Origin of the sequence: uncultured Draconibacterium sp. (assembly GCF_913063105.1) — a bacterium.
GTDB lineage: Bacteria > Bacteroidota > Bacteroidia > Bacteroidales > Prolixibacteraceae > Draconibacterium.
In genome coordinates, this window is record NZ_CAJXYQ010000005.1 from 222,105 (window position 1) to 245,338 (window position 23,234).

General features: G+C 41.1%; 22 protein-coding genes. 12 read left to right on the forward strand and 10 right to left on the reverse strand.

The genetic code is table 11. The annotated features are described in order from the left end of the window. The first annotated feature begins 3 nt into the window (after nucleotides 1-3). The 5 genes from QZ574_RS06950 (at nucleotide 4) to QZ574_RS06970 (ending at nucleotide 6,610) form a co-directional block, all read left to right on the forward strand. On the forward strand, nucleotides 4-1,095 hold the full coding sequence (locus QZ574_RS06950) for a sialidase family protein (protein ID WP_297088197.1): 1,092 nt from the start codon (nucleotides 4-6) through the stop codon (nucleotides 1,093-1,095). 3 nt (nucleotides 1,096-1,098) lie between these two features. Then, on the forward strand, nucleotides 1,099-3,306 hold the full coding sequence (locus QZ574_RS06955; RefSeq protein ID WP_297088198.1) for a sugar phosphate isomerase/epimerase family protein: 2,208 nt from the start codon (nucleotides 1,099-1,101) through the stop codon (nucleotides 3,304-3,306). 142 nt (nucleotides 3,307-3,448) lie between these two features. After that, nucleotides 3,449-4,627: a glycoside hydrolase family 88 protein gene (locus QZ574_RS06960; RefSeq protein ID WP_297088200.1), complete on the forward strand. Its 1,179-nt coding sequence runs from the start codon at nucleotides 3,449-3,451 to the stop codon at nucleotides 4,625-4,627. Nucleotides 4,628-4,638: 11 nt separating this feature from the next. After that, nucleotides 4,639-5,637, forward strand: a complete 999-nt coding sequence (locus QZ574_RS06965; RefSeq protein WP_297088202.1) for a DUF4861 family protein — start codon at nucleotides 4,639-4,641, stop codon at nucleotides 5,635-5,637. A gap of 1 nt (nucleotide 5,638) precedes the next feature. After that, nucleotides 5,639-6,610 (forward strand): alpha/beta hydrolase, encoded by a 972-nt coding sequence (locus QZ574_RS06970; protein ID WP_297088204.1) that lies wholly within the window; start codon nucleotides 5,639-5,641, stop codon nucleotides 6,608-6,610. Nucleotides 6,611-6,701: 91 nt separating this feature from the next. Here QZ574_RS06970 and QZ574_RS06975 read toward each other — a convergent pair whose 3' ends face one another. Continuing rightward, nucleotides 6,702-8,984, reverse strand: coding sequence for a glycoside hydrolase family 3 C-terminal domain-containing protein (locus QZ574_RS06975; RefSeq protein ID WP_297088206.1), 2,283 nt, complete (start codon nucleotides 8,982-8,984; stop codon nucleotides 6,702-6,704). 197 nt (nucleotides 8,985-9,181) lie between these two features. Continuing rightward, entirely contained in the window at nucleotides 9,182-9,637 is a 456-nt protein-coding gene (locus QZ574_RS06980; protein WP_297088208.1) for a DUF1801 domain-containing protein, read from the reverse strand. A 115-nt stretch (nucleotides 9,638-9,752) separates the two neighbouring features. Here QZ574_RS06980 and QZ574_RS06985 point away from each other — a divergent pair, with 115 nt between their 5' ends. Continuing rightward, nucleotides 9,753-10,748, forward strand: coding sequence for an adenosine kinase (locus tag QZ574_RS06985; protein ID WP_297088210.1), 996 nt, complete (start codon nucleotides 9,753-9,755; stop codon nucleotides 10,746-10,748). A gap of 74 nt (nucleotides 10,749-10,822) precedes the next feature. Here the strand turns inward: QZ574_RS06985 and QZ574_RS06990 are convergent, their stop codons facing one another. Continuing rightward, nucleotides 10,823-11,437: a deoxynucleoside kinase gene (locus QZ574_RS06990; RefSeq protein WP_297088212.1), complete on the reverse strand. Its 615-nt coding sequence runs from the start codon at nucleotides 11,435-11,437 to the stop codon at nucleotides 10,823-10,825. 39 nt (nucleotides 11,438-11,476) lie between these two features. Continuing rightward, complete coding sequence (locus QZ574_RS06995; RefSeq protein ID WP_297088214.1) at nucleotides 11,477-12,997, reverse strand: GH3 auxin-responsive promoter family protein; 1,521 nt, start codon at nucleotides 12,995-12,997, stop codon at nucleotides 11,477-11,479. 256 nt (nucleotides 12,998-13,253) lie between these two features. Here QZ574_RS06995 and QZ574_RS07000 point away from each other — a divergent pair, with 256 nt between their 5' ends. The 3 genes from QZ574_RS07000 to QZ574_RS07010 all read left to right on the forward strand — a co-directional run bounded on the left by QZ574_RS07000 (nucleotide 13,254) and on the right by QZ574_RS07010 (nucleotide 15,291). Beyond that, nucleotides 13,254-13,778, forward strand: coding sequence for a CvpA family protein (locus QZ574_RS07000; protein ID WP_297088215.1), 525 nt, complete (start codon nucleotides 13,254-13,256; stop codon nucleotides 13,776-13,778). After that, nucleotides 13,768-14,853 (forward strand): DUF3667 domain-containing protein, encoded by a 1,086-nt coding sequence (locus tag QZ574_RS07005; RefSeq protein WP_297088217.1) that lies wholly within the window; start codon nucleotides 13,768-13,770, stop codon nucleotides 14,851-14,853. Before QZ574_RS07000 ends, QZ574_RS07005 begins: the two co-directional genes overlap by 11 nt. A gap of 78 nt (nucleotides 14,854-14,931) precedes the next feature. Then, nucleotides 14,932-15,291: a DUF6249 domain-containing protein gene (locus tag QZ574_RS07010; protein WP_297088219.1), complete on the forward strand. Its 360-nt coding sequence runs from the start codon at nucleotides 14,932-14,934 to the stop codon at nucleotides 15,289-15,291. A 50-nt stretch (nucleotides 15,292-15,341) separates the two neighbouring features. Here the strand turns inward: QZ574_RS07010 and fmt are convergent, their stop codons facing one another. Then, nucleotides 15,342-16,316, reverse strand: a complete 975-nt coding sequence (fmt, locus tag QZ574_RS07015; RefSeq protein ID WP_297088221.1) for a methionyl-tRNA formyltransferase — start codon at nucleotides 16,314-16,316, stop codon at nucleotides 15,342-15,344. A 2-nt stretch (nucleotides 16,317-16,318) separates the two neighbouring features. Then, complete coding sequence (locus QZ574_RS07020; RefSeq protein WP_297088223.1) at nucleotides 16,319-16,519, reverse strand: DUF5522 domain-containing protein; 201 nt, start codon at nucleotides 16,517-16,519, stop codon at nucleotides 16,319-16,321. A gap of 28 nt (nucleotides 16,520-16,547) precedes the next feature. On the opposite strand from QZ574_RS07020, the gene QZ574_RS07025 reads away from it, so the two are divergent. Next, entirely contained in the window at nucleotides 16,548-16,982 is a 435-nt protein-coding gene (locus QZ574_RS07025; protein WP_297088225.1) for a hypothetical protein, read from the forward strand. A gap of 22 nt (nucleotides 16,983-17,004) precedes the next feature. Here QZ574_RS07025 and QZ574_RS07030 read toward each other — a convergent pair whose 3' ends face one another. The 3 genes from QZ574_RS07030 to tyrS form a co-directional block, all read right to left on the reverse strand. Further along, on the reverse strand, nucleotides 17,005-18,387 hold the full coding sequence (locus QZ574_RS07030; protein WP_297088226.1) for an O-antigen ligase family protein: 1,383 nt from the start codon (nucleotides 18,385-18,387) through the stop codon (nucleotides 17,005-17,007). A 79-nt stretch (nucleotides 18,388-18,466) separates the two neighbouring features. Continuing rightward, complete coding sequence (locus QZ574_RS07035) at nucleotides 18,467-19,414, reverse strand: Wzz/FepE/Etk N-terminal domain-containing protein (RefSeq protein WP_297088229.1); 948 nt, start codon at nucleotides 19,412-19,414, stop codon at nucleotides 18,467-18,469. A gap of 69 nt (nucleotides 19,415-19,483) precedes the next feature. Next, nucleotides 19,484-20,776: a tyrosine--tRNA ligase gene (gene tyrS, locus QZ574_RS07040; protein WP_297088231.1), complete on the reverse strand. Its 1,293-nt coding sequence runs from the start codon at nucleotides 20,774-20,776 to the stop codon at nucleotides 19,484-19,486. Between the two features lie 230 nt (nucleotides 20,777-21,006). On the opposite strand from tyrS, the gene QZ574_RS07045 reads away from it, so the two are divergent. Together QZ574_RS07045 and QZ574_RS07050 are read left to right on the forward strand one after the other, a co-directional pair. Continuing rightward, complete coding sequence (locus QZ574_RS07045; RefSeq protein ID WP_297088233.1) at nucleotides 21,007-21,588, forward strand: RNA polymerase sigma factor; 582 nt, start codon at nucleotides 21,007-21,009, stop codon at nucleotides 21,586-21,588. Further along, nucleotides 21,581-21,937 carry a hypothetical protein gene (locus tag QZ574_RS07050; RefSeq protein WP_297088234.1) on the forward strand — a complete coding sequence of 119 codons (357 nt, stop codon included), beginning with the start codon at nucleotides 21,581-21,583 and terminating at the stop codon, nucleotides 21,935-21,937. Before QZ574_RS07045 ends, QZ574_RS07050 begins: the two co-directional genes overlap by 8 nt. Before the next feature lie 162 nt (nucleotides 21,938-22,099). Here QZ574_RS07050 and QZ574_RS07055 read toward each other — a convergent pair whose 3' ends face one another. Then, nucleotides 22,100-23,035: a glucosaminidase domain-containing protein gene (locus tag QZ574_RS07055; RefSeq protein WP_297088236.1), complete on the reverse strand. Its 936-nt coding sequence runs from the start codon at nucleotides 23,033-23,035 to the stop codon at nucleotides 22,100-22,102. Nucleotides 23,036-23,234: the final 199 nt, after the last annotated feature.

A 23,234-nucleotide genomic window follows, 5' to 3' on the forward strand; every position in this document is an offset into this window, starting at 1 on the left:
AATATGAACAATAAAATAGCCTATATTCTACTAGTATTTACCGCAATATTATTTACCCAATGTTGTCAAAAAAACGATTTCAAAAGTGGAATTATTACCGATGAATTCATTTACGAAGAGGCGCCATATCCGTCATGTCATGCATCAACCATTGCCGAAACTCCCGAGGGGATGGTGGCAGCCTGGTTTGGAGGAACACACGAGCGCCACCCCGATGTAGGCATTTGGGTTAGCCATTTAAAAGATGGGAAATGGACCCCATCGGTAGAAGTGGTTAACGGTGTTGAAAATGACACCTTACGGTACCCAACATGGAACCCGGTTTTGTTTCAGGTGCCAGATGGCGAACTGTTACTTTTTTACAAAGTAGGCCCAAGCCCGTCAACCTGGTGGGGAATGCTAATGCGCTCAAAAGACAATGGCCACACCTGGTCGGAACCGGAAACTTTGCCTGAGGGATTCTTAGGACCCATAAAAAACAAACCTGTTTTGCTGGATGATGGAACATTGATATGTCCCACAAGTGTTGAAGGAGGCCCGGGCTGGCGTGTTTATTTCGAAAGCACAAAAGACTTTGGCAAGACCTGGGAAAAAACAGAGGTGATAAACAATCCGAAAGTTCATCAGATAATTCAACCAAGTATTTTGAAACACAATGACGGACGTTTACAGATTTTATGCCGCAGCCGCAACAGTGTTTTGGTTAGCGCCTGGTCGGATGATAATGGCAAAACATGGGGATTAACGCAACCATCAGGTTTGCCAAACAACAACTCTGGCACCGATGCAGTTACCCTAAAGGACGGCAGACAACTGGTGGTTTATAATCATGTAAAAACACCAATTGGTGCAAGTAAAGGTCATCGTACACCGCTAAATGTTGCTGTTTCGGAAGACGGTAAAAATTGGGAGGCAGCACTTGTCTTGGAAGATTCTGAAATCAGCCAGTATTCATATCCGGCAGTTATTCAATCGTCGGATGGTTTAGTGCATGTGGTTTACACCTGGCGAAGAGAACGCATTAAACACTTGGTTATCGATCCTGCCAAATTAAAAACAACACCAATTGAATTTGAACAATGGCCTGAATTTTAAAATATGCAAGTAAAAAGATTTTTATTCATAATTGGTTTGTGTTTTATCAGTGTTCTGGCAATAGCCCAGAATGCTGATAATAACTACCAGCGCCCTTTATCTGATGTGTTGAAAGATATTGAGCAGCAGTACGATGTTAAATTGCGGATTTCGGGCGACCCAATCGACGGATTGGTATTGGATTATGCTAACTGGCGATTTCGTCCCGATGTAAATGTTACTCTTAAAAATGTTTTGGCACCTTTCGATTTAATTCATATTCCCGATGGTGCTCCCAATAAATTTAAGATTCAGGGCTACCGCTATCACCAACGTTCGGTGGAAGATGCCAAAGCCACACTTGAGTCCATTTCAGAAAAGTATTCAAATAAAACCGAATGGGAAAAACGTCGCAGCGAATTAAAAGCCTGTGTGAAAGAAGCCATTCGTTTAAAAACACTCCCTGCATCGCCCGGTACAAAACCGATTTTAACCGATGTTCGAAAAATGGATGGTTATACTGTTCAGAATATTGGTTTGGAGGTATTGCCCGGATTTTATGTGGCAGGTTCCATTTATCGGCCCACAAAAATTAAAGGGAAAATACCTGTAATTCTGTGCCCCAATGGGCATTTTAACAATGGGCGTTACCACGAACAAATTCAAACCCGGTGTGCTGGGCTTGCCCGCATGGGAGCGCTTGCTGTTAGCTACGATTTATTTGGTTGGGGCGAGTCGGCACTGCAGGTTGGAACGGAAAGTCATCGTACAAGCATGGCCAATACTATGCAGGCCTTAAACAGCATCCGATTGCTCGATTATTTGCTTTCGTTTGATTATGCCGATGAAAGCCGTGTGGGAATTACCGGCGGTTCGGGTGGCGGAAGTCATACCATTTTAATCTCGGCTATTGACGACCGAATTGATGTAAGTGTGCCAACGGTAATGATGTCGGCCATTCATTACGGTGGTTGCCCTTGCGAAAGTGGCAACCCCATTCATTTTTGTGGAGGCGGCACCAACAACGTGGAACTGGGAGGATTGTTTGCCCCCAAACCACAACTGGTAATTTCCGATGGTGGCGATTGGACAGCCAACGTGCCGGAACTTGAATTCCCATTCCTAAAACGAATTTACGATTTTTACGATGGGGCAGTTGTTGAGAACATACATTTTGCCGATGAAGGGCATGATTATGGCCCATCAAAACGAACGGCCATGTATCGTTTTATGGCTAAACATTTGGGGTTGGATGCATCAAAGGTATTCGATAAAAAAGGAAAGCTGGATGAATCATTTGTTGCCATTGAAAGTGAAGAACAATTGAAATCCTTTGGAACTAAAGGCGAAAATCTTCCCGGAAATGCCTTAAAAAGTTTTGATGATTTGGTAAAGGTGTTTAATAAGGAAGTAGGAATAAAAGCAAAATCGGGCGAGTATAAAATTGCCGTTTGCGACTGGATGATTTTAAAGCGCCAAAAACTGGGGGTTTTTGAACGTGCCTATCAAATAGGTGCTGATGGAATTGAACTGGATATGGGAGGTTTGGGAAACCGTCCTACCTGGGACAATAAAATGCTGAACCCCATTGAACGCAAAATATTTCTGGATAAATTGAAAGAATACAAGCTGGAATTCTCATCGGTAGCCATGTCGGGATTTTATGCGCAGCCATTTTATAAACGCGAGGGACTTGAGCGCTTAATAGACGATTGCATAAATACTATGAATCTGATTGGTGTAAAAACGGCCTTTCTGCCATTGGGTGTTGAAGGCGATTTAAACAAATACCCCGAGCGCCGTGAAGCCATTGTGGAGCGTTTGCAAATGGCTGGGAAAAAGGCCGAAGCTGCAGGAGTGGTAATCGGTATTGAAACCTCGCTGGATGCTGCCGGAGAAATTGCTTTGTTGGAAGAAATAGGTTCACCGGCTATTAAAATCTATTACAATTTTCAGAATCCGCTGGAAGCCGGACGAGATTTGCACCAGGAACTGAAATTACTGGGAAAAGACCGTATTTGTCAGATTCATTGTACCGATACCGATGGCGTTTGGTTGGAAAACAACACCCGTCTGGATATGCATAAAGTAAAAGAAACGCTTGACGAAATGGGCTATTCGGGTTGGCTGGTAATTGAGCGTTCGCGCGATGCTACCCGAACAAAGGCATCAGATGTGGTGTGGAACTATGGTGGCAATACAAAATTTTTAAAATCGATTTTTCAGGAATAGCAAGAATGAGTTTACAGCTTCTGTAATTCGTCTTTAGGTCTTTCAACAAAGATAGTTGGGAAAATCATCCCGCATTCTGTTACAAAAAGAACTCGATTGAATAACGATGGAGATTAGTTTTGTATTCAAATTTAATTAACCGATGAGAACAACAATTCTACTCTTATTTGTAGTTGCCCTGATGGGGTGTAACTCAAATCAATCAAAAAACAAAAGTGAACAACCAGAACCGAGCTGGGCGGTAAAATTTGCCGAATCGGTTTTAAACGAGGCGGATAGTTTAATCTATTACCAGCGCGAAAAACCAAAGTACGAATACGATTATGCTTTTTTAGGCGATGCGGTATATCAGTTAAAAGATATTGACGCTAAATATGGCGTTTATTTGAAAGCATATATCGACTATTTTCTGCATGCTGATGGAGAAATTGACGGGCATAAAATGTCGGATTATAATATCGATCGGGTGCGTCCGGGAAACAGCATGATTACACTATATAAAGCAACTGGCGACGAAAAGTACAAACGCGGAATTGAAACGCTGGTAGAACAAATGCAAGGGCAGCCAAGAACCAATGCAGGAGGGTTTTGGCATAAAAAAATATACCCGTACCAAATGTGGTTGGATGGCTTGTATATGGCTTCTCCGTTTTTAACACGCTATGCACTCGAGTTTGATCAGCCACAGTGGTTCGACGAAGTTACTTTTCAGTTGCAGGAAGTGTATAAACAAACACTTGATGAAGCAACGGGGCTGGTATACCACGCCTGGGATGAAAGCCGCGAGCAACGCTGGTGTGTGCCTGAAACGGGCCAATCGAAACACTTTTGGAGCCGTGCAACCGGCTGGTACATGATGGCCCTGGTTGATGTACTGGAGTTTTTACCCGCTAATCATAAAGACAGAGGGGCTATTATTGATATTTTGAATATGTTGAGTGAAGCAATTGTGACCGTACAGGATGCGGAAACAGGACTTTGGTACCAGGTAATGGACAGGGGGGGTGAAGACCGCAATTACCTTGAAGCATCAGGTTCGGCAATGATTATTTATGCCTTTGCGAAAGGAGCAAAAAATGAATGGCTACCTGAAAAATACCTCGAAATTGCTAATCAATCATTTGATTCACTAACCAAAAATCTGGTTGAAACAGATGACGCGGGGTTTGTTGTTTTAAAAAATACCTGTGGGGCTTGTGGCCTGGGGGGGAACCCATATCGCGAAGCCGATTACGATTATTACGTTACCGAGAAAAAAGTAGACAACGACCAAAAGGGTGTTGCACCTGTAATTCTTGCAGCAATTGAATTGAATAAATAAGTAACAAAAAGATGAAAAACTTAAGCTTGATAATTACATTACTGGTTGTAATTGTAACGGCCTGTACCAATCCAAAATCAAAAGAAAAAAATATTGCTTCAGCTCCCCTGGAAGTTAAGAAAACACAAGCCTACATTGGCCTTAAAGAAGGTGGCGAGTGGAAGTGGGTAACCAAAAATAATGGAAACGAACAATATGAATATCAGGGAGGTAGTTTTAAATCGGTTAGCCAATTGAATGTTGACGAAAAACATACCGATCATTCTTTTGATATTCAGTTTGAAGGACCCGGTTGGGAATCGGATAAAATAGCTTACCGTATTTATCTCGATTGGCGTAATGCCATTGATATTTTTGGCAAGAAAACCGATACAACTGTATTGCATTCGGTGGGGCTTGATGGTTTCGATTCATATCATGAAGTAGCCGACTGGGGTGTTGATGTATTAAAAGTTGGATCGTCATTAGGCATGGGATCTATAGCATTCTGGGATGGAGAAAAAGCCATTCGTGTGGAGAAAACGGATAGTTTGTTTGCCAAAGTAAAAAACGACGAAACCAAATCGGAGGTAGCCATTACTTACTATGGCTGGGAAATAAACAATACCAAAACTACTTTACAATCTACCCTTGCTATAGAGGCCGGAAGTTACCTGACACGATACACGCACACGCTTTCTGAGACCTTGCCGAATTTGGCCAGTGGCATTGTAAAACACGACAATACTGAAGTAAAGGTGTTTACTGATATAAAAGAAGGCTGGACCTGTTTGGCAAGCTTTGGTGTACAAACCTTACAAAACGATAAGTTGGGGATGTGCGTGTTTGTTAAAACCGATCAGTTGATTGAGCACACCAGCGATTCATACAGCGAGGTGCTGGTAATGAAACCAGAAAACAAAGAGTTGCGCTATTACTTTGGTGCAGCATGGGAGCAGGATGCATCGGGCGTAAGTTCAATGGATGATTTTAAAGCTTTATTGGTTGAACAGGCAGCTTTTATCCAATAAAATGCGCTTCTTAATATTCATATTGTTGGTTCTGCCGCTAGCAATCTTTGCTCAGCAAACTGATTTCAACTATCCGAAGGATACTTCTTTTGACGTAGAAAGTGCCTTTCGAAAAATTGAGAAGCAGTTTCCCCATGCCAGGGTAGTCAACGAGTTTTCTATTCCTGCCATACAGGAAAAACGAAATGTAGTTTATTATTGGTTGGGCAAACGTGCTTTACATATGGATATCTTTTACCCGAAAGTGGCTAAAATGGAGCCTGTGCCGGGTGTATTGTTGATTCATGGTGGCGGATGGGCTTCAGGAACAAAAGCACACCTGGTGCCAATGGCCCAGAAACTTGCAGAAGCGGGTTTTGTTGCTGCAACTGTTGAATACAGATTATCGCCTGAAGCGCTATACCCCGCAGGTGTGGTCGATTTAAAAACGGCACTCAAGTGGTTAAAGCTTAATGCCGGCGAGTTTGGGCTGGATACCGCAAAAGTGGCCACGCTTGGCACCTCTGCCGGGGCAACCTTGGCATCGTTGCTGGGCACAACTGCCGGAAATACAAATTTTGCAGCACACCCGCTGCAACAAGAGGCCAACGATAAAGTACACGCGGTAATCAATATTGATGGTGTGGTTGATTTTACTGACCCGAATGAAAGTGGGAAAGATGAAAATCCTGAAAAACCTTCAGCCGGAGCCCGGTGGTTTGGCGCTACCTACAAAGAAAATCCCGGGCTATGGATTGAAGCTTCTCCAATAAGCTATGTTGGTAAAAATACGCCTCCCACTATATTTATTAATAGTGCTCTGCCCCGTTTTCATGCAGGGCGCGAATCTTACCTGGCGGAATTAAATAAATTCGAAATTTACAACGAGGTACATACCATCGGGCACACGCCACATCCTTTTTGGTTGTGCCACCCGTGGTTTGATGAGACAGTACCTTATATCGTAACATTTTTACATAAGGTTTTTGATTAGTAGTAGTTATTTGAATTAGTTTTAGATTCGTTAAAAGGCTGTTTACACCAGTAAACAGCCTTTTTTAATATCAAAATATCCAGGTGAAATATTACTGAAGTAAAACTTTATGCTTTAAACGTATATCGGCTGATGAGGCTCCGATATGCAATTCTATTTCGCATAAATCGTCGGCCCAGCTTCGCGTTTCTTCGTTCCAGTACCTTAAGTTTTGAACAGGAATCTGAAGATCGACAGTTTTACTTTCGCCCGAATCAAGTTCTACCCGTGTAAAAGCTTTCAGTTCTTTAAAAGGCCATTCTTTTTCCGGATTTATTCGGTGAACATAAACCTGAACAACTTCTTCAGCAGCAACTGAACCGGTATTGCTAAGCTTGAAACTTAGGGCAATATTTTCGTTGCTATCGTATTTTTCTTTAGTCGTAAAACAATCGGAATAAGCAAAGGAAGTGTAACTTAATCCATGCCCAAATGCATACATTACCGGTTTATTCTTAGTATCGAACCAACGGTAGCCTACCAGTAGTTCTTCCGAGTAGTAGGCGGTGTTCGGATCATTTCCGGCTTCATCAGCATTTGCTGTTGTTTCCGTTTCTTTTTTGTCCACCAGGTCAACAAAAATATCGCTGCTTTTAACTCCCTGCGGGTAGTTGCCCAGGGCATAGGCAGGCGAATCTTCAAGCTTAACAGGTAAGGTAAAGGGTAAACGTCCACTTGGCGAAATGTTGCCAAGCAATATATCGGCCAGCGCATTGCCGCCTTCGGTTCCGTTAAACCACGATTGCAAAAGTGCTTTTGACAAGGGTTGAACCACATTCAGGTCGTTGGGAGCACCACTTACCAAAACCGTTATAATATTTTCATTAACCACGCTTAACTGCTTAATCAGGTCATCTTGTCCTGATGGTAGGAAAATATGTTCACGGTCGTTTGCTTCGGTTTCTACAGCCCGATTGTTCCCCCCAATAAAAAGAACCAAATCGGCTTTTGCTGCCACGTCAATGGCTTCTTTGTTTAGTTTTTTGTTCTGAATGGCTTTAATTTTCTCCTCCCTGTCAATTTCTTCTTGTGGTTTGTTGCCAAAAATGCGGGCATAATCTAACTCAACCGGCACATAGCCCTGCGCGTATATAATTTGTGCGCGTGAGCCAATTCTATTTTTCAGGCCTTCAAGCGGGGTAATTTCGTACAATGTTTTTACGCCGGCACCAATGCCTCCGTTTCCCATTTCGCGAACAGCATTTTCGCCAATAACGGCAATGGTTGGTTTGTTGCTTAAATCAATCGGAAGGATGCCTTCGTTTTTTAACAGAACAATTGATTTGGAAGCAACATCATAAGCAATTTGCTGGCTTTCAGCTTGCGAGGTTATTACCTGGTTGGCTTTTTCGGCAGGAATAGGCTTGATGGCCATACGAACACGCAATATTTCGCGAACGCGCTTATCAATTATTTCTTCGGAAACAGCACCGGCTTTTACTGAATCGAGCAAAGCCGCACCCAAAAATTTGCTGTCGGGCATTTCTACATTCAAGCCATGCTTTACTGATGCAATGGTAGAATGTGTTCCGTTCCAGTCGGAAACCACAAAACCTCCAAAGCCCCATTCATTGCGCAGAATTTGATTTAAAAGCCTATCGTTTTCGGCACACCACCAACCATTTACTTTGTTATAGGCCGACATTACCGAAAAAGCATCAGCCTCTTGCACAGCTGCTTTAAATGGTGGCAGGTATATTTCGCGCATGGCTCGTTCACCAACAATTACGTTTACTGTTCCCCTGTTATTCTCCTGGTTGTTAAGTGCAAAATGCTTTAAACAGGCGGCAGCTCCGTTATCCTGAACACCTTTGGTGTACTCAACGGCCAGCTTTGCGCTCAGGTGCGGATCTTCGCTAAGGTATTCGTAGGTGCGGCCGCCGGTCGGAATACGTTGTATATTTATTGCAGGACCAAGAATTACATCTTTACCACGCAGGCGTGCCTCGCGTGCCATTCCGGTTCCGTAGGCATAAGCCAGTTCCGGACTCCATGTAGCTGCCAGAGCCGAGCCGGTTGGGAAAAATGTGGCTTTATCGTTTTCCCATCCCAGGGGTGACCAGCCATTAGGTTCCAACTCTTCGCGAATGCCAAAAGGTCCATCGGCATAACGCATATCGGCAATACCCAAACGTTCAACTCCGGCTGATACAAACATGTGTTTACCATGCAGCATATTTACCTTTTCTTCCAGTGTCATTTGCGTTAGCAAGCTGTCAATTATTGTGTCATATTGCCATAAGGAAGAAGTAAAAGTGTGCGGGGTGGTTGTTTCTTTGTTGCATGAAAACAATGCAAGGGTAACAAGCAAGGCGATAATAGTTTTGTAGTTCATTCTTCTGATTAATTTATTTAATTATGCGGTGTAAACTTCGTTGTTCTTTATTGAACAATGTAAGTTACTATTATTTCATATTGTAAAAATAACAAAAAGAAAATAAAGCGCGTCAATATCAGATAAAAATGATTAGGTAGGTTGTAAATAAAAAGTTGAAAAAAAGGTATTTATCTGAAAAGAGAGTTGCTTGAGCCTTATGATTTTAGTTGTTTTTCGTACAAGGAAATCCAATCGTTGCAAGTCATTTTGGCAACCAATGCTGCAATAAGTTCATACGGTATATGTTCGATTTTTTTAAAACGGATGCAGCTTTTCCCCATATCGGGTTTTGTAGAGCAATGTTTTGGGTAATCGTTTAAAAACCATTGCATTAGTTCTTTATTGGCATAAATGCCCATATGGTAAAGGGCAACAAAATTTTTCTGCGAGGCAATATTAATAAAGGGAAGGGGTAGTTTCGGATTGCAATGATAACCAGCGGAATAAACAGTATGTGGAACTACATAACCAATCATTCCATAGCTCATGGTTTCTTCAAAACCTGTGGGCAGGTTCTCATTTATCACATTTCGCAGTTTTGAAAATGCACTTTTTCGGGGTTCATTCAATTTGCTTATGTATTCCTCTGGCGAGTTGGCTTCAATTTTCATGTATATGCTTACTTTTTACAACAAACAAAACACCTGCTGATTGGTTTAGCTTGCCGGTTCAAGCTTTCTTACCTCGATAAAAATGCTGATATTTGCAACGCAAAAATTTAAACAAATGACAAAAGATAATTCTCCGGCAGTTTTAGGTTTGGGCAATGCCTTAGTTGATGTAATTTCTGTTTTAGAAAGCGATGCCGTGCTTGAACAATTTGGTTTACCTCGTGGCAGTATGACATTGGTTGATGCGGTAAAATCGAAAGTAATTTATGACGCTACGTTTTCGGACAAGAGTGAACTGGCCACCGGAGGATCTGTTGCCAACTCAATGCGTGCACTTGCTAACCTTGGTGGTAATGCCGGTTACATGGGCAAAATTGGCCGCGATGAGTTGGGTGATTTGTTTCGGAATGATTTTGAAAAGCGTGGCGTAAAAACACATTTGTTCGAGAGTGAAAGTGCTACCGGGAGAGTAATGGGCCTGGTAAGTCCCGATTCGGAACGTACCATGGCAACCTACCTTGGTGCTGCTGCCGAAATGTTGCCCGAAGAGGTAAGCGAAGATTTGTTTCGCGGATATGAATATGTATACATTGAAGGCTACCTGGTTTTTAACCATGCTTTGATTAAGGCTTGTGCGGTGGCCGCCAGCAAAGCAGGTGCTAAAATTGCCATCGATTTATCGAGCTTTAATGTTGTGGAAGCCAATCTTGATTTTCTGAAAACGCTTATTAACGATTATGTTGATATTGTTTTTGCCAATGAAGAAGAGGCCAAATCGTATACGGGACTAGACCCGGAGGCGGCGTTGCACGAAATTGCGAAAGGCAATAAAATTGCTGTTGTAAAAGTGGGAAAAGATGGCTCGATGATAAAACAAGGTAATGCTGTGGCTCGTGTAGGTGTTATTCCTGCAAAGGCATTGGACACAACAGGCGCGGGTGACGCCTACGCGGCAGGTTTTTTTTATGGCCTAACCAAAGGTTACACGCTTGAAGTTTGTGGTAAAATTGCAGCGCTTGTTTCCGGAAAAGTTGTAGAAGTAATGGGGCCAAACCTGGCTGATGAACAATGGCCGGAAGTTAAAGCCGAAATTGAAAAGATTGTAGGCTAATCTATTCATAAAAGAACTGCCATTTCAAATGAAAATTGAAATGGCAGTTCTTTTTATATGCTGTGGTAAAAGCTCTAAAATAAACCGTGAATCTGAGCATCAATTTTATCAATCACATAACTCAGGTCTTCCGGGTTAGCGGTAAAATCAAGATCATCAACATTAATAATCAATAATTTCCCCATTTTGTAGCCGCTAATCCAGTTTTCGTAGCGCTCGTTTAGCTGTTTTAAATAATCCAGGCGGATTGAATTTTCGTACTCGCGGCCACGCTTTTGAATTTGGTTGACCAGGGTAGGAATTGAAGCCCGTAAATAAATCATCAAATCAGGTGGTTGAATAAGGCTTGCCATGAGGTCGAACAACGATTTGTAATTGCCAAAATCGCGGGTGCTCATCAGCCCCATGGCATGTAAGTTTGGTGCAAAAATTTCGGCATCTTCGTAAATGGTGCGGTCTTGAATAATTGTTTTACCCGATTTCCGAATGTCGATTATTTGCTTAAAACGCGAGTTAAGGAAGTAAATTTGCAGGTTAAAAGACCAACGCTGCATATCGTTGTAAAAATCGTTTAGGTATGGATTTTCATCAACGTCCTCGTAATGTGGTGTCCAGTTGTAATGTTTGGCCAGAAGTTCGCTGAGTGTCGTTTTTCCGGCACCTATATTTCCTGCTATTGCAATGTGCATATTCGATGTATTTTTTTGAAATTCTAAAGTATAAAAAATTTATCGGCCAGCCTTCAGAATGTTCATAAGTTCGTCGAGATATTTTCGGTTATTGGCCAGCCTGGGGATTTTATTTTGGCCACCTACTTTCCCGCGTTGTTTCATCCAGTTGTAAAATGTTCCTTTTGGAGCCACGGTTAGGTGCAACATTTCAAGAGTCATATTTTTGTGCCTTTTGGCTTCGTAATCCGAGTTGAGTGTTTTTAAGGAATTATCGAGTATTTGTTTAAAGTGGTCAATATCTTTGGGCGGGGTTTCAAACTCGATTATCCATTGGTGCGCGCCTTTTTGGTTGTCGGCCATAAAAACCGGGCCGGCGGTGTATTCGTTTACAATAGCCCCGGTATGGTGGCAAGCAACTTTCAGTGCTTGTTCCGCATTGTCTATAATCAGCTCTTCGCCAAAAGCATTTATAAAATGTTTGGTACGGCCGGTAACCTTAATTTTAAAGGGGTATTTACACGTAAATTTTATGGTGTCGCCAATAACATAGCGCCATAAGCCGGCATTGGTTGAAATAACCAGCGCATAATTCTCGTTTAATTCTACCTCTTCCAGACTTAGTACGCGCGGATTATCATTTCCAAATTCCGACATGGGGATAAACTCATAGTAAATGCCATAATCAAGCATTAGCAACATGTCATCGCGGTGTTCGTTATCCTGTATGCCAAAAAATCCTTCCGATGCATTATAGGTTTCAAGGTAATGCATTTGTGTTGAAGGAATAAACTTTCGGTATTGCTCGCGGTAAGGATCGAAATTTACACCGCCATGGGCAAACACCTCCAGGTTGGGCCACACTTCAAGTAGGTTGGCTGCGCCTGTTTTTTCCAAAATACGTTTAAAAAGAACGAGGTACCACGATGGAACCCCGGCAAAAGCTGTTACATTTTGGTCGAGAGTAGTCTCAATTATCTTTTCAACTTTTTCTTCAAACTCCTCAATAAGTGCAATTTCTGCAGCAGGCGTTCGAAACAGGTCCGACCAGAATGGCTCATTTTCAATCATTATGGCCGACAAATCGCCATGATATGAATTGTTATTAAAATTATTTACCCGGTGACTGCCGCCAAGGGTTAGTATTTTCCCTTTTAAAACTTTCGACTCGGGATTAGAAGTGATGTATTGTGCAAAAATATCTTTTGGCCCTCTTAAATGGCAATCTTCAAGAGCTTCGCGCGTTACAGGAATAAACTTGCTTTTATCGCTGGTGGTGCCACTCGATTTGGCAAACCATTTTACTTCTCCGGGCCAAAGCAAATCTCTTTCTCCCTGGCGTAAACGCTCAACATAGGGTTTAATATCATTGTAGGTTTGTAAGGGCATTGCTGCCTGAAAAGTCTCATGCGTATTTATATCAGCAAAACGGTGCGCTTTACCCCATTCTGTATTTTTTGCACTTTGTAAAAGACTAAATAAGGTTTCATTCTGTATTTCGTGCGGGTACTCGCGGTAATACTGTATTTGGTAGTTTCGCTTAATATTAACCCACTTTATTACTGAATTTAGTAAAGGCATGTTTTTTACGTTTATTGATACGGATGCCAAATTTATGAATAATTGCTTCAAATATACAAGCCCATCTTTAGGTTTAATAGCCGAATTTTATAAGTATTTCAGAAAATAAATGATAAAACAATACCGTTTAACTTAAAAAAATGATACCTCACCGATTCGCCGGTTTTTATACTGAATGTGTTTTTTTATATTTACCACTGCTTAGTTGAATCAGCTGATTTTTTCGGGGATACCTGACGACTAAATAAATTACATTATGAATTACATCGATATTGTTTTAGGCATAATTTTGTTGCTGGCTGCAATAAATGGTTTCAGAAAAGGACTGATTGCTGAAATTGCATCGTTGGCTGCTCTTATTCTTGGAATTTGGGGAGCCATCAAATTTTCGTACATCACCACCGATTTTCTTATAGAGAATTTTAATATGAAATCGGACCATATGAACATTATTTCTTTTGTAATTACTTTTGTTGTAATTGTTGTTTTGGTGCACATTGTTGGCAATACAGTAAGTAAACTTGCTGAAGCAGTGTTGCTTGGTTTTGTCAACAAACTGGCAGGCCTGGTTTTTGGTATTTTAAAATCAGCCTTAATTCTGAGTATTGTTCTGGTAGTTTTCGATAAAATTGATGAAGACGTACATATTCTTCCTCGCGAGACCAAAGCTAACTCACGCATGTACGAACCTATTCGGTCGTTTGCCCCTTCAATTTTCCCGTTTATTGATGTATGGGAAATTGATATGAAAGATAAGCAGAAGAAAGAACATGTGGTATAAACTCAAACAACGTTTTACGCGAAAAGTCAACGAGGCGGATTACATCAATCTTGAATGTTTAAACTGCGGAACAAATTTCTCGGGACATTACTGTCCGAATTGCGGGCAGGCAGTTAAAGAATATGACCGGCCTTTTGGTTTTATCTTTATTAATTTTTTGGGCGACTTTTTTGCTTTCGATACACGATTTTTTAAAACATTGTTTGCCTTGGTTGCCAGGCCCGGATTTTTAACAAAAGAGTATTTTGCCGGACGACGCATACGTTATACACCTCCTTTTCGAATTTTTGTTTTTGTTAGTTTTGTTCTCTTCTTTTTACTGCAAATTGCTACCAATCGGGGGCTTTCAACTGTTTTAGATTCAGATTTAAAGGATGCAAAAGTTAAAATTGACTCGACTTCTATTGTTGCGGCCGATTCTATAATTAACCAGATAAATGATGAACTTACACCAGAAGAGAAGCAAGCGCTAAACGATGTTTTTGCTGAAAATGATATCAACCTGGATAGTATTAATATTGGAAAAAAGGCAAAGACGATTGATTTTGGAAATTGGGGCGATTCGCGCAATATCAGGCTGGCGCTAAACAAACAGGCCGATAAAATGCAGGAGGAGCTGCAAAGTGAAACCGACCCCGATAAACGAGCAGAACTTCACAAAAACATTCAGTTGCTGCGTTCGCCTGAAGCCACTGTTGCTAAAATATTAAAATACATTTCGTATGCATTTTTTCTACTGTTGCCTTTGTTTGCGCTTATTCTAAAACTGATTTACATTCGCCGGAAACAAAACTATATGCGTCACCTGGTATTTTCCATTCACATTCATGCTTTCATTTTTATGGTATTGTCTTTAGTGATTGGACTGAACCTGCTTTTTGAAGTAAAAACAGGAGCAATTAGTAGTATTCTGGTTTTTTCTGTTCCCGTGTACCTAATAATTGCTGTTAAAAAGTTTTATGGGCAGTCGCTGGTAAAAGTCGTGCTCAAGTTTTTTGCGCTGTCATTTATGTATAACATTGTTTTCGTTACCGTTATTTTACTGGCTTTTTTGGATGCAATTAATCTCCTTTAAAAATTATTCTGAAAAACTTGCAACATTTTATAATCTTCCGCAGTCAAACGGTCAGAAAATAAATTAAAACAAATAATTATGACAGAATTAATTGCCGTTGCAATCGTATTTTTCGGATCGTATCACATTATTCGTTTGTTCTCAACACACCTGTTAAAGCGAAAGCTGATTAAAGCAGAACAATACGACAGGGTTGGAATTTTAGAAGAACCTAAAAGTGAATCGGATGAAGCCAATCGGTATCCTTCGTTAAAGTGGGGGCTGGTTGCCTTAATGACGGGCTTAGGTTTTATTATTATTGAAGTACTGGGCTTGTTTAATCGCGAAATGGTGCGCGGACACCAGGCCGTGTTACCCATCGGTATTCTGATGGTTTGTATTGCGCTCGGTTTCCTGATTTATTTCTTTATCATGAACGGAAAAGCCGTTAAGAAATAGTTGATAGTAGTGATAGTATCATTTCAAGTGATACTATCACTAATTTATTTTTATTGAAAAGTATATTCTTCTATCTGTTGAAACCCCCGAAGAAAATCCTGAACTTTCATTCTTTTCTTTCCGGCGATTTGCAGGTCGGTAATTTGCAGCCAACCATTGGAGCAGGCTACTTTTAAAAAGTTTTTCCCATCGCTTTCCAAGGTTCCTGCAGGCGTGTTTTTATTGTCTTCAACGCGCAGTGCCATAAATATTTTTGTGGCAATTTCTTTGCCCGTTTTCTTGTGTTTCAAAGTGCACCATGCGGCAGGGTAGGGCGAAAGTCCGCGAATAAGGTTGCGTACCATTTCAACATCTGCCAACCAGTTAATTTTACAATCTTCTTTAAAAATTTTTGGTGCATGTTTTATTTCATCACTTTCAGCAACCAGTTCTTCTTGCGGAATAGCCTGGCAATTGCCCGACGCAAGTGCATCAACCGTTTCAATAACCAGATTTGCGCCTATGTTCATTAAGCTGTCGTGAATGGTGCCAACCGTGTCGTTTTCCCAAATATCAATTGATTTACGGAAAAGAATTTTGCCGGTATCAATTTTATGATCGAGTAAAAAAGTGGTAACGCCGGTTTGGTTTTCCCCATTAATAATCGCCCAGTTTAAAGGGGCAGCTCCGCGATATTGCGGCAATAACGAACCATGCAGGTTAAAAGTACCCAGACGGGGCATATCCCAAACAATTTCGGGTAACATTCTAAAAGCAACAACTACTTGCAAATCGGCTTTTAAAGCTTTTAGCTCGTCAATAAACCCAGGGTTTTTGAGTTTTTCGGGTTGAAGTACAGTTAAATTTTGCTCAACGGCATATTGTTTTACTGCCGATTGATGTAATTTCTTTCCTCGTCCGGCAGGCCTGTCGGGAGCAGTAATAACACCAACAACATTATAACCGCCATCAACCAGTGCTTTTAAACTGGCCACCGCAAAATCGGGTGTTCCCATAAAAACTATTCTTAGCTCTTTTCCTTGCATATCTATTTTTTTCTGAGCGTGGTATTTCCTTTTTGAGCCTTTGGCCAGTAAGGGCAGTGGCGGCAACCGTTGGCACAACAATAGCCACGGTTAACCAGGTATGATTCGGTCATTACCCGGTAACCATTTTCCATGTAAAAGTCTTTTCCTTCCTTTAATTCGTCTTCATAGCTGTCCGGAAAAAGGTCGTCGAAATATCCCATGTTCAAATTTTTTCCAAAAGTAGCCAAATTGACTTATCTTTCCGAAAACAGAATTAGAGTTTTTATTATGGGAGTGGAGAAAGATTACCTGATGCGCCAACTAATGCTTTTGTTTGAGGTTATTCAGAAGATTTTGCGTTACCGAAAAAAAGGAGAAGCTGAGCAAGCCGAAGAAGAAATTCAACGTTTTTATTCGTTTCTTAAAATTGATGAGGTTATTGAAAAACTTTCGATTGAAGAGCTGATGGAGCTATTGGAAACTAAAAAAGAACTTGGAAACGAGCAAATAGAGATGGTTGCCTTTGTTTTAAAAGAACAGGGCGAGCTGACGCAGGAAAAGGAGCGCAAAATAAATTTCTTTCGGAAAGCCTATTTTTTACTGTCCAAAGTTGAGCGCGAGAGCACATCGTTTTCAATGGATCGCCAGATGAAACTTTCGGAATTAGCGAGCTATTTAAATTAGATCTTTGGATGTTAAAACCGTGTTACCCGGGCTTGCTGGTTGTTTCTTTTGCTGATTGCCGCGAAATTATATCTATGGCAACAACCATTGCCGTGAACCCCCAAAAAGGCACGGAAATTTTATCGGTATCCAAAAAGTTATTCATTAAACCGTGAATGTAATAGGTAATTAGCCCAATGAGTGCAGCCAAAACAATAGATTTCAACCGGTAATCATTTAGTCGGGTGTAGCTATTAACAGCAGTGTAAATAACCATGGCAATAATGAGCAGGTAAGTTACAATTCCCATTACTCCGGATTCGGCCATGGGCCCAAAATATTCGCTGTGGGCATTACCTCCGTCGGCTGAGTTGGTGCTAATAATTGTTCGGTCTTTACTCAGTTGATACGGTGCATATTTAAACATATAAGTTCCCGGTCCGTAACCAAAAACCGGTTTTTCGGCAAACATGCGCAGGGCGCAACTCCAGCGGTTTATTCGCTCCAGGTTCGAGGCGTCGGAGCTAATGTTTGCCATCGATGAAATGTGGGTCATCATATTTGCTGATGATTCTTCCGAGTTTTGCTCGAGTTTCATGAGTATTTGCGACTGAAACATCACAAATAAACCAATAACCGAAACCATTGTAAAGAATAGTGTTCTGAAACGAATACCTAATTTAATAATGCACCAAACACCAAATGCTAGTGCAATACTTAGCCAGGCTGCCCGGCTGTACGATAAAACAAAGCCCAGAAAAACCACCGCCAGTGCCAGTGCAGCCAAAAATCGCATTTTTTTTGTGAAATAGTTGTTCAGTGTAAACATCACCAAAAAAGGTAAATAAAAAGCGGTGGCCGCTCCGTAGGAAGTATGGTCGCGGTAAAATGGCGACACTACAAAGTGCGCAGCTTGTTTATTCCACAAGCCATAGCCCAGGTGCCGATAGGTAGAATAGGCGATAACCAACATCAGCGGAACAACATAAAGCCATACATATTTTTCCATGTTTTTACCCTTGCTGAATAGTTTCGCCGTTAGCAGGTACAGGCCAACAACAAACCAAATGCGCATTAGTAAAAACTTAAACGAAACAATGGGCATGCTGCTGGTAACACTGGTTATTAAAATCCAAAATAGATTCAAATAAACAGCCAGAGAAATTGGGTGAAAGAGAATTTTTCGATCAAATTCTCGTTGCTGAATAATTTTTAGAACAAAGAGGATGAGCAGGCCAAAGAGTAGGGGCTCGGTTGGAATATACATGTCAAATCCGATACCGGGCAAATACTCGCGAAGTGGAATGGACAAGGGTGCCAGAAAGGCAATCAGGTAAACTACCTTGTCGAACGAATAAACGGCCAGTAAAACAATGGCAAAAACAAGGGGTAAAACATTGGCATAAAGCATATGCTTTTGTACCACAAACCATAGGTTTAATAAAATAAACCCAATTGAGATGAGGTAAAAAAGAGTTGTTCGTATGACGGCCTTTTGCAGCAAATTAGTCGAATTTTCCGTAATCGAGAACCAGGAATACCAACAAGGCAAAAAATACCGCCGACAAGGTAGTAAAGGCTACAATTAGCCAGCGTACGGGATACGCTTTTTTATCAGCCGGAAACGGATATTCCACAACATGGCTGTAGGTAATTTCTTTTTCGTATTCATTCAGGTGGGCATCGTATAATAACTGTAACGAGTCGATGGCCTGAATTGTAGTCCTGAACTTGTTTTCAACAATCAAAGCATTAGAGCCTTCTTTTGACAAATTGTCGTAAATTCTTTCAATTTTTTTTGTGTCGGAAGCTGAACTTCTGCCTGTAGCCAGCGCACTCATATAACCGCGTGTAACCTCAGAAACCTGGCCGTAACTTATTATCCCATATTTCTCGCGTATACTGTCGAGCTGGTGTTGAAATATTTTTAGTTCATCGTTCTTTTTATTGATTTGTTTTTGGGTGAGGTCAACCATTTCTTTGTCTTTGGCTTTATGTATTTCCCGTACTTTTTGATTATAGAAAGTAATTATCGAATCGCACATATCTGAAGCACGTTGCGGATCTTCATCCATAACCTTTATTTCAGCCGTTTCAAATTCAGTTTTACTGGCACTTACATTGGTATTATACTCGGCAAACATGTAGGTATAAAACTGTGGGTCATTTTTATCAATTTTATACACCTCATGCAGGTTAAAAGCATCAAACATTCTAAATTTAATGTCGTTAGAGTTAAGGACCTCCAGCATTTGCTCGGTTTCCGACTCGTCGCTCAGTACCCAGATGTTTGAGGGATAAATACGCGCTGTTGATTTAAACTTTGGCGTGATGAATGCCGGTCCTGAAAAAATAGCTGATAAAACAACGGCAATAAAGCCAACAACTATAAAGTGAAATTTGCGCTTCCAAATCAGGTTCAGAATTCGCCGGTTATCAAAAAAATTATCCATAAGATGTGGTTTCTATTCGATCGTGTAATTTCAACGCTTGCGTGAAGTTTTTAGTATATTATTACCCGATTATTCAGCAATTATCAGGTAATAATTTTTCTTTCCTTTTTGCGCAAGAATGTATTTATTGCCAATCAGGAAATCGTTGTTAACGATTAGGTCAGGATTATTTATTTTTTCTTTGTTAATGCTTAGTCCGTTTCCTTTAATGGTTCGGCGCAATTCTCCTTTTGATGGGAATACTGCTGTTTTTTCAGCCAGTAAATCAATAACGTTGATACCTGCTGCCAGTTCTTCTTTTGCCACATTAAACTGGGGAACGCCTTCAAAAACAGCCAGGAAGGTGCTTTCGTTTAGTTTGCGTAGCTGCTCGGCGGTTCCTTTGCCAAACAGTATTTGCGAAGCTTCAACTGCCATTTCGTATTCTTCGCGCGAGTGTACCATTACAGTAACCTCTTCGGCAAGTTTTTTCTGTAAACTTCTGGCGTGAGGTGCTTCCTGGTGTGCCGCTATCAAAGCATCAATTTCTTCTTTTGGCAGCATGGTAAATATTTTGATGTAACGCTCGGCATCTTCATCTGAAGTGTTTAACCAAAACTGAAAGAAAGCATAAGGCGATGTGCGTTCCGGATCGAGCCAAACGTTGCCCGATTCTGTTTTGCCGAATTTGGTACCATCGGCTTTGGTAATTAGCGGGCAGGTTAATGCAAAAGCTTCTCCTCCGTCCATACGCCGAATTAACTCGGTACCGGTAGTAATATTTCCCCACTGATCGGAGCCACCCATTTGCAGGCGGCAGTTATTGTTTTTAAACAAGTGATAAAAGTCGTAACCCTGAACCAGCTGGTAAGTAAATTCGGTAAACGACATTCCTGATTTCGACTCTTCGCCCAGGCGTTTTTTCACCGAATCTTTCGCCATCATGTAGTTTACGGTAATACGTTTACCCACATCGCGAATAAAATCGAGGAATGAAAACTCTTTCATCCAGTCGTAATTGTTTACCAGTAGCGCCACGTTATCAACATTGCTCTCAAAATCAAGAAATTTGGCCAGCTGAGCTTTTATACATTCCTGGTTATGTCGAAGTGTTGGTTCATCCAAAAGGTTACGCTCCTGCGATTTGCCTGATGGGTCGCCAATCATTCCGGTGGCACCACCAATTAAGGCAATGGGCTGATGCCCTGCTGATTGTAGGTGTTTTAGCATCATTACTCCAACCAGGTGTCCAATGTGCAACGAATCGGCTGTTGGGTCAATGCCAACATAGGCTGCTGTTAATTCTTTTTCAAGTTGTTCTTCAGTTCCCGGCATAATATCGTGCAACATGCCTCTCCATTTCAGCTCTTGTACAAAACTCATCTGTATAAAATTTATTTCTGATCGTGAATGAATCAATCGTTTTTAAAAAATCTGCGCAAATATATAAAATGCTTAGGGTTATCCCTTGGCTTTCTGTTCAAAATGAAAACTTACAAAGTAAATTAACGATTTACCAGGCACCTTTTTCTTTGGGCCATGGTTTCTGGTCTTTAAACTTTTAAAAAATAATTGTAACATTTGCCTACCTTGCCGAGTCAGATGGTTTAATTATGAATGATGCGCAACTGGTTCAGCAGGTTTTAAACGGAAATAGCCATGCATTCAGGTTTTTGGTTTCGAAACACCAACGGCTTGTAATGCACGTAGTTGGACGCGTTATTCAGCAGGAAGATGAGTTGGAAGACATTTGTCAGGAGGTTTTTATTAAGGTATTTAAACAATTAAAACGCTTCAGGGGTGATGCCAAACTGTCGACCTGGATTGCCACTATTGCCTACAATACGGCAATTACGCACTACCGGAGACTAAAACGAAGAGGAGAGTTGTCGTACAGCGAAGAACCCAAGCTTATTCTTTCCGAAAAGGATCCGGGGTTGAACCAGAAACGCATTGAGCAGGAAGAAGCAAAAAAATATCTCTTGCAACTAATTGAGACCTTGCCGGTGAACTACCGAACGGTTATTACCCTGTTTCATCTGGAAGAGTTCTCGTACAAAGAGATTGAAGAAATTACCGGAATGCCCGAAGGTACCATAAAAAGTTACCTGAGTAGGGCGCGTAAATTATTAAAAGGCAAGATTGAAAAAGTTGCCCGTTTGGAACAAACTAATATATTTGTTGACTATGTATAACGACGATCGGAATTTTAATACAGACAAATTATTTAAAGAGGCTGTAACCTTGGAGCCGGAATTCAAACTGTCGGAGAATTTTACCGATGCTCTTGTTAAAAAAGTGGAGCGGCGTTTTGCATGGCAACAATACCTGAAGGAATTTGCTATTTACCTGGCAGTTATACTTGGGATTATGGTTGTTGCTGCGGTTTTGGCCTTTGTTTGGTACGATGTTACGGTATCGGGTTGGTTGACTTTCCTTTCTGCAAATGCGTCGTTGGTGGTGGGTGTAACCCTTTTGGTGGTTTTTGTACTGTTTGCAGACCGTGTACTTTTAAGGTATTTTATGTACAGGGTATCTTCATAACAATACCTTCATTTTAAACAAGAATAGTGCTTCGGAAACGGATTGTTTTTTTCCGCCTTTTTACGAAGAGTTAAACCCATAAATCACCAGGATTCACAAAGTGAGGAGGATGTATTAAAGCATTCAAGCAATGGTCAATTCAGCCTTTATTCTCTCAATTCCTTACTTCTTCTTCCGCAGATAAATTACCTGGCCCGGGCGAGGTTGCTGCCCCTTTTTCAACCCGTTGCGACGATACAGTGGTTTTAACTTTATCCCGTACAATTGCGAGATGTAATGCATGGTTTCGCCTTCCTGCACACGGTGTGTGAGTTTATTCTTTTGGGTTTTATTCTTTTTTGGTTTTATATATACTACTTCATTGGGTACCGGACGATAGCCCGGCCGCTGATCGTTAAATTTATACAACTCCCAATCCTTCAGGCCAAGTTCCTGCGCCAGTATTTCGTAGGTGTCTCCTTTTTGGGCAACTACTGCTTTTACCCGGTTAAATTTGGTCACCTCGTGCGAATTAAACGGAGTAATCGTTAGTTTGCCCGAGGTGTCGGTATCCAGAACATTATGAGCTGTTTGCACTTCAATCTGGTTAAAGGTCATTTTTTTATCGAGGCGGTACAGCTTGTTTTCCTCAATAATCCGAATTAAACGTTTGTCATAATCGTGGGCTGTGGCGTAACCTGCTTTTTTTAAACCTTTTGCCCAGCCTTTGTAGTCGGTGTGTTTTAACTGAAAAAGCGATGCATAGCGTTGGTTTTGCATCAGAAAGTTAGTGTGGTCAATATATGAATCTTCTACCGTTCGGTAGCTTCTGAAACATTCATTTTTCCTATCGTCATCGTAATAAACCTTCTTTCCTTTCCAGCTTTTTTTACACTTAATACCAAAGTGGTTGTTCGATTTTAGCGAGAGTTCACTGTTCCCGTTTCCCGACTCCAGGCAGCCTTGCGCCATGGTTATGCTAGCTGGTATACCGCTGCGGTTCATTTCTTCAATGGCCAACAGTTGCCATTTTCTGATGTATTCTTCGCGTGTAATTCGTTGCGAAAAAACATTAATAACAAGTAGTGTAAGTAGTAGGGTGGAAAATAGGTGTCTCATGTTTCTGTTACAAAGTTTGCTGCTGCCAAAAATAAAATACCCGTTGGTATTTACCCATGAAAAACAGAGCAATTTATAAACAATGAAACGTGAGTAAGCCTGGTTTATTGGATGGAATTTGAAAAGTTTATGGAATTGGTTGGTGAAAACCGGAAACGGTTTAAAAGAAAGAATACTTACCGAAATGAAAATTGAGCTG

Excerpts from the sequence above, each read along its gene's own strand:
- QZ574_RS06950 (WP_297088197.1), top strand. The coding sequence starts at position 4 with ATGAACAATAAAATAGCCTATATTCTACTAGTATTTACCGCAATATTA.
- QZ574_RS06955 (WP_297088198.1), top strand. The coding sequence starts at position 1,099 with ATGCAAGTAAAAAGATTTTTATTCATAATTGGTTTGTGTTTTATCAGT.
- QZ574_RS06960 (WP_297088200.1), top strand. The coding sequence starts at position 3,449 with ATGAGAACAACAATTCTACTCTTATTTGTAGTTGCCCTGATGGGGTGT.
- QZ574_RS06965 (WP_297088202.1), top strand. The coding sequence starts at position 4,639 with ATGAAAAACTTAAGCTTGATAATTACATTACTGGTTGTAATTGTAACG.
- QZ574_RS06970 (WP_297088204.1), top strand. The coding sequence starts at position 5,639 with ATGCGCTTCTTAATATTCATATTGTTGGTTCTGCCGCTAGCAATCTTT.
- QZ574_RS06975 (WP_297088206.1), bottom strand. The coding sequence starts at position 8,984 with ATGAACTACAAAACTATTATCGCCTTGCTTGTTACCCTTGCATTGTTT.
- QZ574_RS06980 (WP_297088208.1), bottom strand. The coding sequence starts at position 9,637 with ATGAAAATTGAAGCCAACTCGCCAGAGGAATACATAAGCAAATTGAAT.
- QZ574_RS06985 (WP_297088210.1), top strand. The coding sequence starts at position 9,753 with ATGACAAAAGATAATTCTCCGGCAGTTTTAGGTTTGGGCAATGCCTTA.
- QZ574_RS06990 (WP_297088212.1), bottom strand. The coding sequence starts at position 11,437 with ATGCACATTGCAATAGCAGGAAATATAGGTGCCGGAAAAACGACACTC.
- QZ574_RS06995 (WP_297088214.1), bottom strand. The coding sequence starts at position 12,997 with ATGCCTTTACTAAATTCAGTAATAAAGTGGGTTAATATTAAGCGAAAC.
- QZ574_RS07000 (WP_297088215.1), top strand. The coding sequence starts at position 13,254 with ATGAATTACATCGATATTGTTTTAGGCATAATTTTGTTGCTGGCTGCA.
- QZ574_RS07005 (WP_297088217.1), top strand. The coding sequence starts at position 13,768 with ATGTGGTATAAACTCAAACAACGTTTTACGCGAAAAGTCAACGAGGCG.
- QZ574_RS07010 (WP_297088219.1), top strand. The coding sequence starts at position 14,932 with ATGACAGAATTAATTGCCGTTGCAATCGTATTTTTCGGATCGTATCAC.
- fmt (WP_297088221.1), bottom strand. The coding sequence starts at position 16,316 with ATGCAAGGAAAAGAGCTAAGAATAGTTTTTATGGGAACACCCGATTTT.
- QZ574_RS07020 (WP_297088223.1), bottom strand. The coding sequence starts at position 16,519 with ATGGGATATTTCGACGACCTTTTTCCGGACAGCTATGAAGACGAATTA.
- QZ574_RS07035 (WP_297088229.1), bottom strand. The coding sequence starts at position 19,414 with ATGGATAATTTTTTTGATAACCGGCGAATTCTGAACCTGATTTGGAAG.
- tyrS (WP_297088231.1), bottom strand. The coding sequence starts at position 20,776 with ATGAGTTTTGTACAAGAGCTGAAATGGAGAGGCATGTTGCACGATATT.
- QZ574_RS07045 (WP_297088233.1), top strand. The coding sequence starts at position 21,007 with ATGAATGATGCGCAACTGGTTCAGCAGGTTTTAAACGGAAATAGCCAT.
- QZ574_RS07050 (WP_297088234.1), top strand. The coding sequence starts at position 21,581 with ATGTATAACGACGATCGGAATTTTAATACAGACAAATTATTTAAAGAG.
- QZ574_RS07055 (WP_297088236.1), bottom strand. The coding sequence starts at position 23,035 with ATGAGACACCTATTTTCCACCCTACTACTTACACTACTTGTTATTAAT.